This window comes from Methanobrevibacter sp. TLL-48-HuF1 (genome assembly GCF_023617305.1).
In the GTDB taxonomy this organism is placed as follows: Archaea; Methanobacteriota; Methanobacteria; order Methanobacteriales; family Methanobacteriaceae; genus Methanocatella; species Methanocatella intestini.
This window is the reverse complement of record NZ_CP081485.1, coordinates 1,226,741-1,243,408: the sequence shown is the minus strand read 5'-3', so window position 1 is coordinate 1,243,408 and position 16,668 is coordinate 1,226,741. Positions and strand designations below refer to the sequence as shown.

Below are 16,668 nucleotides of genomic sequence, written 5' to 3'. Positions count from 1 at the left end.
ATTTAAGCAAAGTTCAATAAAGTATACCTTGCAAAAAATACATTATAATTAAAGATATGGTAAGGGAAAATATTTAAAAATTACTATAAAAAAAGAAATTAAATGAAGAATGATTTAATAATCATCTTCATCGTTTTCGTGTTTGTTTCTAGCATACCCGACGACAAATATTGCAATCAAACAGATTACTGCAATAATAAGTACAACAGGAGTACTTGATTGACCAGCTGCAGATTTAGATGCAGAACTTTTAGAAATTTCATGAGCAGTAGCTCCAGATTGACCTTTAGATGAATCTGATTGTGAAGAAGCATCTTTAGATTGAGGTGATGCAATTTTTGCATCAGCCGGATCAACAGAAGTATCTAATCCAGCCGCAGTTGCCCCACCAGCTTCACCACTGCCACTTTGATCATTATTAGTAGTTCCATTTACCAAGACTTGGTCATTATTATTATCATCAGTATCTGAAGTATCTCCATTTGAATCATCAGGATTAGAACTATCAGAGCTACTGTCATCTTTGTAAAGAGGATCAGTTAATGTAGCTTGAGCCAATATTTGAGAATACTTAGCTTTATCAGCAGAAGATAATGAACTAGACTGTATAAGTTTCATGTTGAAATCCAAATTCTTACATGTGTGGTGACAACAAGCAACACCATACTGAATAGCCATTTGAATCATATTATCTGCTAATTTAGTCACCATGTCTGGACTAGCATCCCATTTACCTTGATAATTTAAATACATCATCCATGCAGCCATAGATTGCCAAGCAGCTGCTTGAGCAACATTACCTACACCACTTGCAAGACCCAAATAAGTATTAGCTATTTCATTACCTAATTGAGTGTTTAAATTCTTATTAGCTACAATCAAACCACCATATAAATTTTGCATTTGAGCAGCATAGGATAATGAACCTGCACGTGTACTGAATAATGCATTATAATATAATGGATTTAATATTTTACTACGAATTTCAAATTCAAGCTCTTCATCGTAAGTTCTACTAATATAGTCATTTTTATTCCTTATATCTACAAATGCAGTGTCAGGTTTAGCACCTAACTGTTTAGCTGCATTGTATAAACCACCAAACCAATCATAGTAATCATCAGAATCGAAGAATCTCCAAGTACTATCAAAGTTTTGAGTAATCAAATCAACTTTACCAAGCAAGTATTCATAGTTTTTCCTTTCGTTGTTAATTACGATATTACCATGTTCATCAAGAGTCCAGGAATAAGATACTCTGCTAAGATAAATATCCGCTAAATCTGAATTAATTGTAGTGATATTCCAGTTTGCAGTATTTGGTATAAGAGAATTCATACCAGTACCTTCCAAAACAGCACCCGGAAGACCAAATAACCTGTCAGTCATCGGATTTTCAGCATAATGCTTTTTCAGGAAGTTGTTTGAAACATCATCATCAGTGGAATTTAAAGCTAAACTAACAGCTGTTAACATTAATTTAATCCAATTAGTATTACTTGTAACCATACTTGCAAATACATCAACTCTAGGTCTGTTTACCACTGAACCATTACTTAATTTTACAGTTAAATTATTAATTGGAATTAACTCAACACCAGTAATGTCTCCAGATCTGGACCATGTCGGTTTACAGCCGAGGAAGTACATAAATTCTGCAACACCAATACCTTCAGTCCTTAATATTTCAGTACCCCACAATATTAAAGCAGTAAGTTCAGGCCAGCATCCATGTTCTTCATAATAATTTGCAAGAAGCAAATCTACAACATTTACTGCAGACTCATAAGCTGCTTTAGAAGGCATTTTTGAAGCATCAGAACTGTGACCAATATGTCCAGTAGGTATTGAATCACTATAAGCAGGATCTGCAAACAAACCTGCAGTAGTATAACTACCAGATAATGCTGCTAACAATGCATCCCATTCATTATTGTTTTGTATTTGAGAAATTACTTTTGAAGCAAATACTAATGATTCATATAATCCAGAAGATTTGTTATAAACTTTAAACTCATCCATTCCAGCTAATTTATCAACACTAGCTGTACCATTTACAAGATTTTCAACAAATGACCTGAACCAGTTAATTACAACTAATTTTTGACCTTCATACTGACGGTCACCTTTAATATCATCATAGTAATCCTTATTTTTTAATTCTGGATAAATATGATGCAATATTTGAGTATATACATCAGTTCTTGAAGTTGTTATTGTAATAACTTCTTCAACAAGTTCAGTTCCATTTAAAACTTTACCAAGAGTATGTAAACCGAAAGTATTGAAATCTTCTGCCATACTATCCAAGTAATTATGTAATCCTTCAAGCCAATCATCAAATTTTTGACCATCAGCAGGTTTGTCAAAACCTAAAGTAGGAGCTAATTCTAAAATTAACTTTTTATAAGCCTCTGCATTAGCTGAAACATTATTTTTTACTTGTTCATTATAGTGGTCGATGTAATTGGATAATGTAGTATAATTACCATATAACTCTGAAATTACCATTGCAGGAGTCATATGAGTGATCATCATAGAACCTATCCTATCTCTAGCTACCATAGCTTCCCCAGGGTTTGATACAATATATGGATATATAGTAGGAGTTAATGTTAACTCAAATGTCCAATCACCTTCATGAACACCAATATTTCTACCAGGTAACCACTCTACAGTACCGTGAGTACCTAAATTAATAATTGCATCACAACCAATAGTCTTATCTAACCATTTATAAAAGGTAACATATTGCTGATGAGGTGGCAATGTCAAATCGTGATAATTTTGAATCTCCTCCCAACCTCTACTTGGTTGGAAAGTGATGAATACCTTACCAAACCACATTCCTGGAATTACAATATATGTCTTATTATATACCATTATTTCTCCAAGACCAGCACCCCAACGGTCAACCATTTGCTTATACAATGTTTGATTCATATCTTTAGTCAAGTTATAAAACTCATCTAATGTAATCAACTGATGATGTTCCATTAACTGATTCCAATATTTTTCAACATACTGATTTAACAAACCTTGAGCCCAGGTACCTTTGTTACCCATTTCAATTATTAAATCAGACAAATCATCAACAGACGGAATGTCGGACTTATCCATTCCAATATCATATCCCGCATCAGCTAAATGCTCAAGTATATCATGAGCACTTTGGAAAACATCTAAATAAGATGCACCAATTTCTGCTTTACCCGGCGGATAATTGTACAAAACAACTGACACAACTTTGGAAGAATTATCCATATCTTTCAAATCTGCCCATCCAGTAGTCATTTTGACCATTTTTTCTATACCTGACTGCACAACATGTACTTTACCCATATTATCTTTATATGATAAAATAACAGGACCAAAGACTCCTTCAAAGCTAGGAATAGAAACTGAAAATGTCCACTCCATTTGAGCACCAAGCTCACTGTCAAAACTGGTTTGAGAAATATCCACCAAACCTTTAACAACAGTTAAATTAATTTTAACCAAATCATCTTCAGCAGATCCTTTACCATAATCTAGAGACCAGCTGTATAATGAAGCTATAGCTGATATACCAATTTGAGAAGTTTGAGTAAGAGTTAATAAAATTGAAGACATTGATGGAGTAATACCTGTTTTAAATATATTAAAAGCAGATCTACCATTTGCTTCATAAGTTCTAATCAAAGCATCCACAACACTTCCACCACAGTAGTAAGAAGCAATAGCTATAAATTTGGTTTCTGGATTTTTCATATTCATATATTTGTTTTCAAATTGTCTGAACAATTCTGCAGGATTCAATTCAGTTTTCATCCACTGCTCATATTCTCCAGTCATCCAATTTAAACTTCCCTTTTTATCATCATTATATCCCGGATGTGATAGAATCCACTGATTAATTTCACTGGCTTTTGGAACTACAGAAAACATTCCAAAATCCGGATGGTAAATACCGCATTCAGGACTTAATTGGGGAGCCCCACCTTCCTGAAGTGTAGGATTTGTGTATTTTTGAGGATTAATTAAATAATAAACATATTTCAAGTAATTTTCCATGTTTGATTTTAAAACATCAGAATTATTAATATCCTGAGCCTGGAAATAAGAACCTATATATGTATTTTCAACAGTATTGTAAGAATTATCTGCTGCACTTGCTCCTACAAAATGAATACCTATATTTTTAATTATTTCATCATTATAAACACCAAAAGTATAAGCAACATTATATTTTGCATTAGCTGGTGAAGAGCTTAACAAATTCTTTAACACCTGAGAAGTAAAAAGACTATATGAACCTTCAGCAAACATATCAACATGCACGAAGTTAGCATACTCTAATAACCATTCTCTAGTCTTGTCATAGTCAGTTGTACTTATATATGCAACCCTTTTAGATAAACTCATTAAATAGTCTACTTTTTCTGAGTGTGATTCATAAGATACTAAAAGCATAATATCTGGAACAAACATGTAATTAACTAAAACAGAAGAATGACTTCCAATATTTACATTTTCTGTGTGAGTCTCATAAGTAGAATAGCTAAGTTGAACTTTATAATTGCCGGCAGCTAAATTACCAATTGAATAAGCACCTCCAGCACCAGTTTTACCAGCAAATACTAGATTATTTGATGAATCCAAAACCGTAATATTAACACCTGCTAAATCCACTCCGTCTTCAACCCAGGTTTTTGTAGTTGGATTATAAGAATCCTTAGTATGAATATCAATACTACTGTCTCCAGCATTAGCAGAAATTACATCAGTATAATAAATATTGCTAACTTCATCTACACTAACACCTATAACATCCCCTAGAACATCATTACTAACTATTGTTTCGTTGTTAGAAACATCCTGCGCAGATACTATGCCCATCGTCATAATAAACATTAATAATAGACAAAAAATAATAAATGCACTTTTATTTAACCTTTTAATCTTTTCACCCCCTGTTCCAATTAATTATTTTAAAAGTATAGCAATATTATTATAAATTACTATAATTGTAAATAATACTTTACAATATATAAAACTTGCTAAAATTTTGAATAACTAAAAAACAATAAAATGAAAATTAATTTATAAATTATCTTAAAGATTATTAAAAAATGTTAATAATTCATACATAAAATAAAAAAATAGCTAAAAAAAGATTAAATCAAATTTCATCCAAATAAAAAAAACTAAAAATAAATATTAATGGCATGTTAAGAGTAACCCACCTTCTGTTTAACAGCATTCATCTTAGCGAACTACTTTTGCCTCTTACAGTAGTCATCAGCATTTTTTGTTCTTGCATCCTATGGAATGGCCGTTTCACCGATTCTTTCAATGTCCTCAATTAAATATCATAGTCAACCATTAAAAGACGTGTCGTTTCTGCTCCAGAGTCATACCTCTCAGTATACGTTTTTCAACGCCATAGTCTGTAACGATGGGCGGAGTTTCCTTAGTTAAAAAACCAACAGCTGTCTTTAACTTGCCATATTTATAAAAAGTAGCAGGGCCTAGATTTGAACTAGGGATCTCGGGGTTATGAGCCCCGCGGGATCACCAGACTACCCCACCCTGCTATATAATAAAAAGGTAGTAATTTAAAACTACAATATATAGTCTATGAAATAAACTATATAAATGTTTCTATAAAAATAAGATGAAGATAATGATTAATTATCTTCCAAACTTTCAATTCTTTTGTCAATTTCTTCTAATTTTTTCTCAGTCTCTTTTTGAAAAGCTTTAGAAGATTTTTTAAATTTTTTAAAGCTTTTTTCCAAATCATCAACAGATTGAGTTGTTTTATCAAATCTGTCTTCAAGGTCTTTTAAATCATTAGTAGTAGCTAAAGACCAACTTTGAATTAATTCTTCACTTTTTTCATCTAAAAAAGCATCAATTTTATTAGAAAATGCATCAGTATTTAATCCAGACATATCAATATCACTTAATTTAATTTTAATTCTTTTACTCATTGATTCTTCCTCTTTAGACTCTTCAACAGTGTCTTTTTCCCTAGATAAATCATCATAGTCAGAATCATTTTGTAATATTTCACCCATATGCGGATCTGCAGTAGTTGGAACATAAGTGCGTAACTTCTGAACAGATGCTGGATTATTTTGCAGATAATAATAAACTAAAACTAAAATAGCTACTATTAAAATTACAATTGCAACAACATCAATAGGACTCATAATATCACCTTATTGTTTTTTGAGTTTAGCTTCTTTAACTTCGATTTCTTTAAGCATTTTTTCTAGTTTTTTCTGTTCTGTTTGTGCTTCCAGGCGAGCTAAACGTTCATTAATTTCACTGTGTAAGTAACCAACTTCACTTCTCACTTGTGTTGTTGATTGTCTTATAGCTGAAAGGCTGTCTTGTTGCTCTTGCGGTAATGGAATTGGATTATCCATTAAACGTTTAGATTCAATATCTTTTTCAACCATTGACATCTTCTTAAGTTCTATCTCTTTTTCAAGAAGTACTATAGAAGCTTTAGATTTAGCAACACTTTTCCATTGAGCAGCAACAATAATCACAACAAAAGCTATTATAATTAAAATAATTAAAATAAAAAGTTGGTCAGGTATTGTTGGAATATCCATAATTGCCTCCATATTAATTTAGTATATTAATAATTAATATAAAATAAAGTATATAAATATTATTATAATAATTAAAGAAAGGTTTGTTAAGATGATTGATTCTTATTTAAAAGCAGGTAAAATTCTTTCCAAAATAAGAAAAGAAGCCTCAAAAATGATTAAAGAAGGAACATTAGTACTTGATTTAGTTGAATTTGTAGAAAATGAAACTATTAAACAGGGAGCAGGTATTTCATTTCCATGTAATGTATCAATAAATGAAGTAGCTGCACATTATACATCTCCATTAAATGATGAAACAATGATTTATGCCGGAGATTTAGTTAAATTAGATTTAGGTACTGAAATTGACGGATATATTGCAGATTCAGCTATTACAGTAATGGCACCGGGTAAAAATTTAGATGAACGTTTTAGCCAGGATGAAATAAATTTAAGGCAGGACATTATTGAAGCATCTGCAGCAGGACTGGATGCAGCCATAAGTACTGTTAGAGCAGGAGTAAGTGTTGGAGAAATTGGTGCTGCTGTTGAAGAAGCTATAAACGAATATAAGTTAAATCCAATAGCTAATCTTACAGGACACAGTTTAGAACAATACAACCTACATGCAGGAATTTCAGTTCCGAATATAGACAACCATGATGAAACAATCCTGGAAGAAGGTCAGGCAGTAGCTATTGAACCATTTGCAACTGACGGAATAGGATTTGTAAATGATGCTCCAGGAACATACATTTATTCTTTCTTAGCTAACAAACCGTTTAGATTAAAACACACAAAAAATGTATTAACTCATATTAAACACAATTATCAGTATTTACCATTTTCCGGAAGATGGTTAACAGAAGAATTTAAAGAAAACAGATTAAATGCATCTTTAAAACAATTATCTGAAGCAATGGCCATTTATCCATACCATCCACTTAAAGAAAAAACAGGCTGCCTTGTAAGTCAGAAAGAACACACAGTAATTGTTGAAAAAGAAGGTTGTACAGTTACAACTTTATAAAAAAAAATAAAAAATAAAAAGAAGATTTAGTAATAAGTAGGAGTCATAACTCCCATTTTTGCTCTTCTTTCTATTTCTTTTTTACCTTTGTCTTTTTTACCTTTAGCTAATTTTTCAAGTAAACCAAGACCAGGTTTTACATCATCCATAGGTTTTGTTTCAATTAAACCAGCATCTACTGCAGCTGAAAAAACATCTACACCTGCACCAGTTCTGGTTAATACAGTAGACCATCCATCTGGAGCACCAACAGATCCTGTTGAAATATCTGCAAATTCACAAACATAATCATTACAGACATTACATCCTGCTTGTTCATATCCATGAGTGGATTTAATTGGAATACCTTGAGGTTCATCACTACCTTCGGTGTATATCCAGAATTTTCCTTTTCCAATATCCATTTTTGTTACTTTATCCAAATCAACATCCATTAAACCTTTAGTAAAAGTATCTAATGAAGCCATTGGGAAGTTTTCCATACAAAAGATACCAATTAATAAGTTAATTTTATCAGCAATAAATCTTGTGGAAAATGGATATGCTTGCATTTTTCTAATACCCTGCATTTGACAAGGAGTAACAACAGTTCCAATTGATTCAATACCATATTGACGTGCTGCTTCTTTTATTCCCCATACATTAGGAGACATTGAATATTTAGTTCCGGCAGCTGCAAGAACTTCATCAGCAGTGGTAGCTATTTCTGGAACAGGAACCCAGTCATCACCTGGGTCTCCAGCTACAACAGCACCTTCAATAATATTATTTTCTAATGCATAAATAAGTAATGCAGAAGCAATACCACCGTCTTGAGCTACTTCCTGAATTCTTTTATCAGTGGATCTAGCTGCTACAGCTTCTTTATAAGTACCTAATACCATAATCAACTCCTCCTAAAGTCCTGTATCCTTTTTAATTTGTGTTAAAGGTAACCATGATCTTGGACACATTGTGTAACAAGAACCACATTTAATACATCTGTCAGTATTAATAGTCGGTCTGCCTTCAACCATATCTATAGCTCTAGTTTGACATGCAAGAGCACAACTTCCACAGCCGCTACATAATCCTTGACGGATAATGTTATTTAATACATCACAACCGCATGCAGTAGCACAAGTTGCTAAATCAAGTGCTGGTTGTAAGTATTCCATATCACCATTACATAATGCAACAACAGTTTTTGCAATCATTTCAGGAGATACTGGACAACCTGGAAGTGCTACATCTACTTTTACTAATGAACTAACTGGTAAGAAAGATTCATGTTTAGGTTGAGCTTGTTGTCCTCCACGAGCATAAGTTGTAAAACAACCATTAAGAGCACAAGAACCAAATGCACAAATCAGATTAGATTTTTCTCTAGCTTCTAAAAGCTCATGTACACTGTGTTCATCTTGCAAACATACAGAACCTTCAATTAAACATAAGTCCATTTCTGGCATTTCCCATAAGTCAACTAAAGTTTGACCATAAACAATATCTACCATATCTGTAAGTACAACATCTAAAATGTCATAGTTTTCAGTTAAGGACATACCATCTCCAGTACAACCACTTAAGTGAATGTAACCTATACGTGGTTTGTTGGTTGCTGTTTCTTTTTTGGTTTCTGCTACAGGAGCTGCTGTTTCTTCAACTTCAGGAGCAGATTCTATTTTTTGTTTGGTTTCTGCTTTAGGTTTTTCAGAACCACCAAAAGCTTTTCTAATTTTATCAAACATTATTTTACCCCGATTTCTTTTAAAATAATATCCATAGCTTCAGGAATTGCCTTTTCAACAGGTTCAGTTAAACCCATTTCAACATCAGGAGAGGAAATCTCTTGAGGTTTGCATCCAACAATAATCACTTCACAATCTTTAGCAAGGTCGTGAAGAGGCTCTTCAACAGGCCAGGAATGAACATTTTCATATTTTCCTCTAGGCATGTCATAAGGGCTAAATACTTTAACAGTCCCAGGTTCTGCATCAAACTCAACAACATCAATTACAATAACTTTTTTCCAATATTCATCAGGAAGAGAAAAAATAAAGTGTGTTGCTCCTGTTCCAGCATCAATAAACATAACTTCGTCAGGCATTTCTTTGTCTTCGAAATATTCTTCCAATTTATGAATCACCAATGGTCCAAAACCATCATCTTTAAATAAAATATTTCCGCATCCCACTACGATTGTCTCTGCATGATAAGGCATATAATTTCCTCCTAGCTCCTTATATTCTCACCATATCGTTTTTAAGTATGCTTTTATCCTCATCATCAACTACCATTACATGAGTTGCACATGATAAACATGGGTCATAAGCTCTGATAACATCTGCACCAAATTCGTGATGGAAACCTTCAGTAGCTGGTCCCATTGTTGGAATATTCCAGGTAGTTGGTACAATAGCTGAATAGAATTGGATTTTACTATCTTTAACAGTAGCCATGTGTACATTAGTACCCCTAGGTCCTTCAATTACACCAATACCTAATTTACCAGTTCCTCTATCATCATAATCAGCTCTAGCTGGAGCAGAAGTATCAATTTGTTCAAGAAGATCAATAGTTAAATTATAATTATTTAACATTTCCTCAGCTCTAGCTACATGTTGAGCAACTACACCTTTGTCTTTAAATCCGTTGAATTTTTCCATTCTTGCTCTAGGACCTGTTTCAACGTTTTTACCATTAATTAAAGGAATGGTTGTACATGCTTTTTTACCTATTTCAGGATCATCATACCAAGCTTCTGGTAAAACTTCTGAGAAATTATCATAATCAAATTCATCAAGATTACCATATGATGGACTAGATGCTAAAAGTGGTACATCAACAACACCTAAACCTTCAGGAAGTTCTCTTGCAGCAATGAATGATTTCATTAATTCCACATGTTTTTCAAAATCAGGTTTAAAAGCTTTTAATCTATCAATTAATTTGTCTTTTGTAGCTGAAGTAATATTTCTAGCCATACCACCTATCCTAATATCAGATGGGTGAATACCTTCACCAGCAAGCATATCAACTACATATTGCACATTTTTCCTAACAGCAGATACACTTTTAACTGCAGTAGTGAAATCTTCTTCAGGTACAAAATCAGGTGCAATTAAAAAATGATGAATTGCAGCACTGTTAACACTGTGAGCAGCCAAAGTAGCTTCCCTTAATAATTTTCCTGCTTTAGGAACTTCGATATCTAATGAATGGTCGACAGCTTCTACAGAAGCTAAAGTGTGTGGTATTGGGCAGACACCACAAATCCTTTGACATAAAACAGGAGCTGTTTCAGGATTTTTACCTGCAACCATTTTTTCTAAACCCCTAACTGGAGTGATACTTAAATATCTACCTTTTGTAACAATCCCTTCATCATCGACTTCCATGACAAGTTCCGCATGACCCTCTTGACGAGATGTTGGGGATATAACTATTCTGTCTTTCAAATGTGTCACCTCTCTTTTCAAAAAATAATTAGAAACTAACATTTAATATTTATAACCAATATTCATATATATAATATAGTTTGTATAATAAATAGAAAAGTATATATACTATAATATAAATTTTTATTAAATGAAGTAAAATAATTAATAATATGGATTAAATTTATAAGTTAAATTAACCTAATAATATATTATTGTAAAAAAAATAGTACATTCTATTTAAAGTTAATTACAATTTTATTAATTAAAAATGGAGGTAATACCTTGGATAAATCAAATATAATAATTTCTATCATAATTGTTATATGTATTGCTGCTGGAGTTGCTGCTTATGGAATAACTAATAGTGAAAATCCGGTTTTCAGTAATTTAAATAGTGTAGACTCCGGTAGTGGTGATTCTGGCAATGGTATTGGAAACAACACAACACACCATGATTCCCAAAGTACCAACAGTCATGGAAGCGGAAATGGAGGAACAGGAACAGGTAGTGGAAGTGGTGTTAGTTCAGGTTCTGGATCAGGTTCAAGCTCAAGCTCTGGATCAGGCTCAGGCTCAGGATCTGGAAGAGGTCATCATCCTACACCTTCACCTACCCCAAGCACTCCAAAAATAACTTCAGGTGAAGCGAAATCAATAGCAAATCAAAATATTGAAGCAGTTGGATGGTATGCTGGAACCCCAACATTATCTGCAGACAAAACTGTTTGGTATGTTCCAATTTTTGATCAAAACGGTGCAACTGTAGACAGTATCGAAATAAATGCCAATACTGGTGCGGTTATTGGAAGAGGATAATTAAATTATCCTCCTTATTTTATTTTTTAAAAATTTTCAATTTTAAAATAATAGCTTTAAATATAGTTAACTATAAATACTAAAACATACAAAATTTAGTATTGTTGTATATAAGGGCCCGTAGCCTAGCTGGATAGGGCGTCGGACTTCTAATCCGAAGACCCCGGGTTCAAATCCCGGCGGGTCCGTATTTCTTATAAAATCTTTTTTTAAAAATACAGAACTTATTAAATAATATTTTAACATGGGCTTGTAGCCTAGTCTGGAAGGGCGTAAGACTCCTAATCTTAAGATCGAGGGTTCAAATCCCTCCAAGTCCGTATTTTTTTTAACTAATTTACAATCATTTAGCGATAGCTTTCTTTAAAAAAATTAATTATTGAGGCAAACAAAAACTTTATATATGTTCATATGAATATATGTTCATATGAGTTCAAATGATGTATGTGAAATCAAAAGTATCAGAACAGATATTGTTGATGATATTGCTCATAAAATGAAAGATGATGATATTGTTCTAAAAACATGTAATCTTTTTAAAATATTAGGAGATGCTAACAGAGTAAAGATTATTTTAGCACTCCAATATGATGAATTATGTGTTTGTGAGCTATCATTACTTCTTGATATGAGCCAATCTAGTATATCACATCAATTAAGACACTTAAGAAATAGTAACATTGTTAAATTTAGAAAAGAAAATAAACAAATATTCTATTCTTTAATTGATGAAGAGATACTCAATATCCTTAAAGAAGGCGAAGAATATGCAAACTAACCATGCTGCACATAAACATGACCATTCAGAAGAACATCATCATCACCATGATGAAGATGACTGCTGTGGCCACGACCACCACGAACATCACCACCATCATGACGGAGATGACTGCTGTGGACATGATCATGGTCCAGGATGTGCATGTGAAGCAGATTTATTAGAAAATATTGATAAAGAAGCAAATGTAGAACAGTCAAAAAAACCATTAGGAATATTTGCAATAGGTATAATCCTTTTAGCATTCGGATATGCATTAGAAATGTTTAATGTTGTCAATCCTATTGTAAGTCAGGTAATCTTCCTAATAGCTGTAATTTATGTAGGAAGATATATAATAATAGAAGGAATTGAACATTTATTTGAAGGAAAAGTTAAAATTGAATTATTAATTACAATAGCTACCTTTGGAGCATTCCTTCTTCAATCTGGAGAAGAAGGTGCAATGTTAATGATTCTTTTCTACTTAGGTGAATACCTAGAACATTACTCCCTAAATAAATCTAAAAGCTCATTAATAGAACTTGTTAAATTAACCCCTGATACAGCTATGGTAAAACATGGTGATCACGAACACGAAAAAGCAGTAGCAGATATTACAATTGGAGATATTGTTGTTGTAAGACCTGGAGACAAAATACCTGTTGACGGAATTATTGTTGAAGGAACAACATCTGTTAACCAGGCTTCAATTACTGGTGAAAGTTTAGCAGTAAGCAAAAGCATTGGAGATGAAGTATATGCATCTACAATAAATGAAGATGGATATATTGAAATTGAAGTAAACAAAGGCAACGATGATACAATATTTGCTAAAATTATTGAATTGATTAAAAATTCAGAACAGAACAAAGCACATATCGACGTATTTATCGACAGATTTGCTGAATATTACACTCCAATTGTTGTAGTATTGGCTATTTTAGTAGCTATTTTACCTCCAATATTATATGGAGCTTCAATAACTGACTGGACTTACAGGGCATTAACCCTTTTAGTTATATCCTGTCCTTGTGCATTAGTAATATCCACTCCTGTATCTATAGTATCAGCTATTACTAAAGGTACTAAAAACGGTATTATTATTAAAGGTGGAGAATATGTTGAAGAATTAGCCAGAATCAAAAAAGTTTTATTTGATAAAACCGGTACTTTAACTGAAGGTAAACTTGAAATAAATGAAGTTCAAACCTGTAGAGAACATGATAAAGAGGAAATACTTAAAATAGCATGTTCTATTGAATCCAAATCAAAACATCCTATTGCACATACATTTGTTCAATACAAAAAAGATCACAGCATTGAATTAGAAGAAGTGGAAAACTTTGAATCAATAGCTGGAAAAGGTTTAAAAGGAGACATTAACGGAAAAACTTACTTCATAGGCAACAAAACTTTATTCAGCCAGGACATTAATCTTGAAAATAATGGAATGAGCACTACTGTAATCATCGGAACTGAAAATGAAGTTTACGGTTTAATTACCTTAAAAGATAAAATTAGAGATGAAACTCCATCTACAATAGCTAATCTTAATGCTAAAGGAATTAAAACAACTATGATTACAGGAGACAATGAAGCAACTGCTAAGTTAGTGGCTGATGAAATTGGATTAAGCAGTTACCATGCAGATTTACTTCCTCAAGATAAAGTTAATATAGTATCAGATGCTGTATCAAAGCATCAGGATGTAGCTATGGTTGGTGATGGTGTAAATGATACTCCATCTCTTGCCCGTGCGAATGTAGGAATAGCTATGGGTCTTGAAGGTGCAGATGTAGCTATTGAAACAGCAGACATTGTTTTACTTGAAGACAAGTTATCCAAAATTAATTTACTTGTTGATTTGGCTAAAAAAACAATGGGCAAAATCAAATTCAATGTTGCTTTCTGTTTAAGTGTGAAAGTAATATTAATGATACTTGGTATTGCAGGATACATCAGCTTATGGGAAGCAGTTCTTATTGGAGATATGGGAATTACTTTACTTGTAGTAGGTAACTCCTTATTGCTTGCAAAATAGATATAGTCAAATTATCTATTTTTTCTTATTTTTTATTGATTTCATTTTTAAATACTGTTTTAAGAATTAAAAATTATTTTTATAAAAAACTACATATTTTAAATAATTTACAAAATAAATTAAAAGTGCATTGCAAAAAAGAGTTAGAAAGTATTAAAAAATACTTAAATAAATTTTAGATATTTCTTAAAAATTATCTAGAGTAGTTAAAGTTTCAGCTTCTCTTTTTTCTGATTTTTTATCAAAAGAAATTTCACCGTATTTTCCTCCACCACCCGGAGTTATGTGTATGCTTTTATTTCTGAAAGCTTCAATAGCTGGAGAAATTGATGAATCTATTTTAGCTATTTCCTCTACAGGTTCATTAATCAGTATATCAATTTCAGTTCCAAAGTTATCTATCAGATTTTGCCATTTTCCCTGAACTGTTTTTGTTGTAACTCCCTTATCATAAACTGTTGATATTAATTCGGCCAAAGGCATTAAATGAACATATTTAGGCCTAAAATCAGGATGTTTCGGTTCATCATAGTCAGCTATTTCACTTATTCTGAAATCCACCCCTTTTTTGATTGTTCCGCCGCAGCTGCATTTCATCTTATTTTCTTTAGCTATTAACGGATCAACTAATTTGTAACATTTGGTACATGCAGTCATATGATATTTTCCAAGGTTCGGCACCAACCCATAATTTGCTTTAATATCTTTGTTTTTTATTGATTTTTTTATTGATGAATAAGACATATCTTCAAGCTCAATTTGATTAAACTCCCTACCTAACCTGTGTGGCCATGGAGAGTGTGCATCAGAATTAGTAAGAAATGGAAAATTCTTAAGTTCAGCTACAGTATCTGCCATAAATGTATCTGCAGACAAACCAAGTTCTACAAAATCCGGAGCCTTATCATAGCAGTCATAAATACTGTCAAAAGATTTGTACATTCCAGTCCATGGAGTAAAAGCATGAGCCGGTCCAATTAAACAGTCATATTCTTTAACCATTTCTAAAAGTTCTGCTCCTGAATATCTTGTTCTAGGTCTTCCGTCGCTTTCTTTATTTTTAGAAACCAGTTTTTCAGACAGTTCTCTTGCAATACCAATATCCGGAATTATAATTAAATGATGAATCCTGTTTTTTCCTTCAACTTCTGTTGTTAAAACAAAATCCATATCATCTGCAGTGTAAATTCCATCTCCTTTATATGTTGTACTTTCCTCAATAATGTTTAACCAGCCCGGATGGAATGCATCGCCAGTTCCCAGAAGTTGCAATCCTTTAAGCTTTGATTTAGGAGCCATATTTTTTATCAGCATATCTTTAGATGAAGCCATTGAAAAACAGCTATGAACATGAAAATCAGCATTAACTAACATGGATAATAATTAGCTATTAATAATATATTAAATCATCTAATATTTTCTTAAACTCCTTGTAATTTAGACTTTTTTTAGGTTTTTTTAAATCAATGTCTAAGTTATCTTCATTAACTATTCCATTAATGGAAGTTAAATTTTTTAAAAAATCATTGGTCCTGTTAATTACATCAATCAAATCATTTCGGGTAGTCGGATAAGCTAATTCCAAAATAGGTACTCCCTTATCTTTAATTAAAGCCATAACCATGTTACGTTCATTAGAACATCCTGAACCACCAAATAAAATTAACTCATTTAATACATCATACATTCTTTTATAATGCTCAGGCCTTTTACCAAGAACAATAAATGCATCTGCCAATTCCAAAACTCTGGAAAATAATGTTAAACGGCCTTTAACTCCTGAAGGTAATTCATTTGAAAAATAAGAACTGCCCAGTAAAATATTATCCCTATTTAAAGTATATGGAGCCTGAGTATCATCACATTTTCCACTGGAAACATCCATATTATTATATTTTGAGAAATTTGTCGGTGATATATATTCGTGACCGTTTTTTTCAATTAATGGAACTACAATCATAGCAGCATCTGGAATAACAGCTACTTTCATGATTAATACCTCCCCATTTTAT

The 16,668-nt window shown here is 32.3% G+C and carries 13 protein-coding genes, 3 tRNA genes and 1 other RNA gene; 6 read left to right on the top strand and 11 right to left on the bottom strand.

Annotated features, from left to right (window positions below; all coding sequences use genetic code 11):
* Positions 1–114: 114 nt before the first annotated feature.
* The 5 genes from K4897_RS05845 to K4897_RS05825 all read right to left on the bottom strand — a co-directional run bounded on the left by K4897_RS05845 (position 115) and on the right by K4897_RS05825 (position 6,608).
* On the bottom strand, positions 115–4,878 hold the full coding sequence (locus tag K4897_RS05845) for a cobaltochelatase subunit CobN (protein WP_250416957.1): 4,764 nt from the start codon (positions 4,876–4,878) through the stop codon (positions 115–117).
* A 327-nt stretch (positions 4,879–5,205) separates the two neighbouring features.
* An RNA gene (rnpB, locus tag K4897_RS05840) (RNase P RNA component) lies at positions 5,206–5,486 on the bottom strand.
* A 15-nt stretch (positions 5,487–5,501) separates the two neighbouring features.
* Positions 5,502–5,576, bottom strand: a tRNA-Met gene (locus K4897_RS05835).
* A gap of 93 nt (positions 5,577–5,669) precedes the next feature.
* A complete protein-coding gene (locus K4897_RS05830) occupies positions 5,670–6,197 on the bottom strand; it encodes a hypothetical protein (RefSeq protein WP_019265005.1) in 528 nt (175 codons plus the stop codon).
* Positions 6,198–6,206: 9 nt separating this feature from the next.
* Positions 6,207–6,608: a hypothetical protein gene (locus K4897_RS05825; RefSeq protein WP_250415709.1), complete on the bottom strand. Its 402-nt coding sequence runs from the start codon at positions 6,606–6,608 to the stop codon at positions 6,207–6,209.
* Positions 6,609–6,699: 91 nt separating this feature from the next.
* Between K4897_RS05825 and map the strand changes: the two genes are divergently transcribed.
* Complete coding sequence (gene map, locus K4897_RS05820; protein ID WP_019265007.1) at positions 6,700–7,620, top strand: type II methionyl aminopeptidase; 921 nt, start codon at positions 6,700–6,702, stop codon at positions 7,618–7,620.
* 26 nt (positions 7,621–7,646) lie between these two features.
* Here the strand turns inward: map and frhB are convergent, their stop codons facing one another.
* Genes frhB through frhA form a run of 4 tightly spaced genes read right to left on the bottom strand, consistent with a single transcriptional unit; the run spans position 7,647 to position 11,057 of the window.
* Positions 7,647–8,504 (bottom strand): coenzyme F420 hydrogenase subunit beta, encoded by an 858-nt coding sequence (gene frhB, locus K4897_RS05815; RefSeq protein WP_019265008.1) that lies wholly within the window; start codon positions 8,502–8,504, stop codon positions 7,647–7,649.
* Between the two features lie 12 nt (positions 8,505–8,516).
* Positions 8,517–9,347 carry a coenzyme F420 hydrogenase subunit gamma gene (gene frhG / locus K4897_RS05810; RefSeq protein WP_250415708.1) on the bottom strand — a complete coding sequence of 277 codons (831 nt, stop codon included), beginning with the start codon at positions 9,345–9,347 and terminating at the stop codon, positions 8,517–8,519.
* The gene (gene frhD, locus K4897_RS05805) at positions 9,347–9,820 is read right to left on the bottom strand and encodes a coenzyme F420-reducing hydrogenase, FrhD protein (protein WP_250415707.1); all 474 of its coding nucleotides are present in this window, start codon (positions 9,818–9,820) and stop codon (positions 9,347–9,349) included. Before frhD ends, frhG begins: the two co-directional genes overlap by 1 nt.
* A 19-nt stretch (positions 9,821–9,839) precedes the next feature.
* Positions 9,840–11,057, bottom strand: a complete 1,218-nt coding sequence (gene frhA, locus K4897_RS05800; protein WP_019265011.1) for a coenzyme F420 hydrogenase subunit alpha — start codon at positions 11,055–11,057, stop codon at positions 9,840–9,842.
* Between the two features lie 264 nt (positions 11,058–11,321).
* On the opposite strand from frhA, the gene K4897_RS05795 reads away from it, so the two are divergent.
* The 5 genes from K4897_RS05795 to K4897_RS05775 all read left to right on the top strand — a co-directional run bounded on the left by K4897_RS05795 (position 11,322) and on the right by K4897_RS05775 (position 14,656).
* Positions 11,322–11,855 carry a PepSY domain-containing protein gene (locus K4897_RS05795; protein ID WP_019265012.1) on the top strand — a complete coding sequence of 178 codons (534 nt, stop codon included), beginning with the start codon at positions 11,322–11,324 and terminating at the stop codon, positions 11,853–11,855.
* A 114-nt stretch (positions 11,856–11,969) separates the two neighbouring features.
* Positions 11,970–12,043 (top strand) — tRNA-Arg (locus tag K4897_RS05790).
* Positions 12,044–12,101: 58 nt separating this feature from the next.
* Positions 12,102–12,175: transfer RNA gene (locus tag K4897_RS05785), tRNA-Arg, on the top strand.
* 107 nt (positions 12,176–12,282) lie between these two features.
* Positions 12,283–12,633, top strand: a complete 351-nt coding sequence (locus K4897_RS05780; RefSeq protein WP_019266751.1) for a helix-turn-helix transcriptional regulator — start codon at positions 12,283–12,285, stop codon at positions 12,631–12,633.
* Positions 12,623–14,656 carry a cation-translocating P-type ATPase gene (locus K4897_RS05775; RefSeq protein WP_250415706.1) on the top strand — a complete coding sequence of 678 codons (2,034 nt, stop codon included), beginning with the start codon at positions 12,623–12,625 and terminating at the stop codon, positions 14,654–14,656. Before K4897_RS05780 ends, K4897_RS05775 begins: the two co-directional genes overlap by 11 nt.
* Positions 14,657–14,842: 186 nt before the next feature.
* Here the strand turns inward: K4897_RS05775 and K4897_RS05770 are convergent, their stop codons facing one another.
* Positions 14,843–16,030 (bottom strand): TIGR00375 family protein, encoded by a 1,188-nt coding sequence (locus K4897_RS05770; protein WP_094516384.1) that lies wholly within the window; start codon positions 16,028–16,030, stop codon positions 14,843–14,845.
* A 16-nt stretch (positions 16,031–16,046) separates the two neighbouring features.
* The gene (locus K4897_RS05765) at positions 16,047–16,646 is read right to left on the bottom strand and encodes a DUF2112 family protein (RefSeq protein ID WP_019265016.1); all 600 of its coding nucleotides are present in this window, start codon (positions 16,644–16,646) and stop codon (positions 16,047–16,049) included.
* Positions 16,647–16,668 lie beyond the last annotated feature (22 nt).

Bases quoted from the DNA above. Each gene is read 5' to 3' on its own strand.
- K4897_RS05775 (WP_250415706.1), top strand. From the start codon at position 12,623: ATGCAAACTAACCATGCTGCACATAAACATGACCATTCAGAAGAACAT.
- frhD (WP_250415707.1), bottom strand. From the start codon at position 9,820: ATGCCTTATCATGCAGAGACAATCGTAGTGGGATGCGGAAATATTTTA.
- K4897_RS05765 (WP_019265016.1), bottom strand. From the start codon at position 16,646: ATGAAAGTAGCTGTTATTCCAGATGCTGCTATGATTGTAGTTCCATTA.
- K4897_RS05845 (WP_250416957.1), bottom strand. From the start codon at position 4,878: ATGGGCATAGTATCTGCGCAGGATGTTTCTAACAACGAAACAATAGTT.
- K4897_RS05825 (WP_250415709.1), bottom strand. From the start codon at position 6,608: ATGGATATTCCAACAATACCTGACCAACTTTTTATTTTAATTATTTTA.
- K4897_RS05770 (WP_094516384.1), bottom strand. From the start codon at position 16,030: ATGTTAGTTAATGCTGATTTTCATGTTCATAGCTGTTTTTCAATGGCT.
- map (WP_019265007.1), top strand. From the start codon at position 6,700: ATGATTGATTCTTATTTAAAAGCAGGTAAAATTCTTTCCAAAATAAGA.
- K4897_RS05830 (WP_019265005.1), bottom strand. From the start codon at position 6,197: ATGAGTCCTATTGATGTTGTTGCAATTGTAATTTTAATAGTAGCTATT.
- frhG (WP_250415708.1), bottom strand. From the start codon at position 9,347: ATGTTTGATAAAATTAGAAAAGCTTTTGGTGGTTCTGAAAAACCTAAA.
- K4897_RS05780 (WP_019266751.1), top strand. From the start codon at position 12,283: ATGAGTTCAAATGATGTATGTGAAATCAAAAGTATCAGAACAGATATT.
- frhB (WP_019265008.1), bottom strand. From the start codon at position 8,504: ATGGTATTAGGTACTTATAAAGAAGCTGTAGCAGCTAGATCCACTGAT.